The following is a 286-nucleotide window of genomic DNA, read 5'->3' on the forward strand; positions in this document are numbered from 1 at the left end:
GAAAAACGCTTGACCAAACACCATCAGCTGCAGGCAATTGGCTGGCTGGCGTACTCCTTGATGTAGATAACCATCACATTAAAGTCCAATACGTGGTAAGACCGGAGATGTGCAATCCCGGAAAGATTCTCCATGGAGGTATTGCTTCCTTGATGCTGGATGATGTGATCGGGATGGGAAATTTTGTGGCAGGATCGGAATACCTGATGACGAGTATTAATTTGAATGTGGACTTCCTAGCAGCAGCTCAGATCGGCGAAAAGCTCGAAGTTACCGCCAAGTTGGT

At 47.2% G+C, this 286-nt stretch carries 1 protein-coding gene; it reads left to right on the forward strand.

What is annotated here, in order from left to right; translation table 11 throughout:
* Nucleotides 1–286: PaaI family thioesterase (locus tag ACNKXV_RS14525; protein WP_417908414.1), on the forward strand; the 286-nt coding region annotated here is incomplete at both ends.

Source organism: Christiangramia aquimixticola (assembly GCF_048285835.1).
GTDB lineage: Bacteria > Bacteroidota > Bacteroidia > Flavobacteriales > Flavobacteriaceae > Christiangramia > Christiangramia aquimixticola.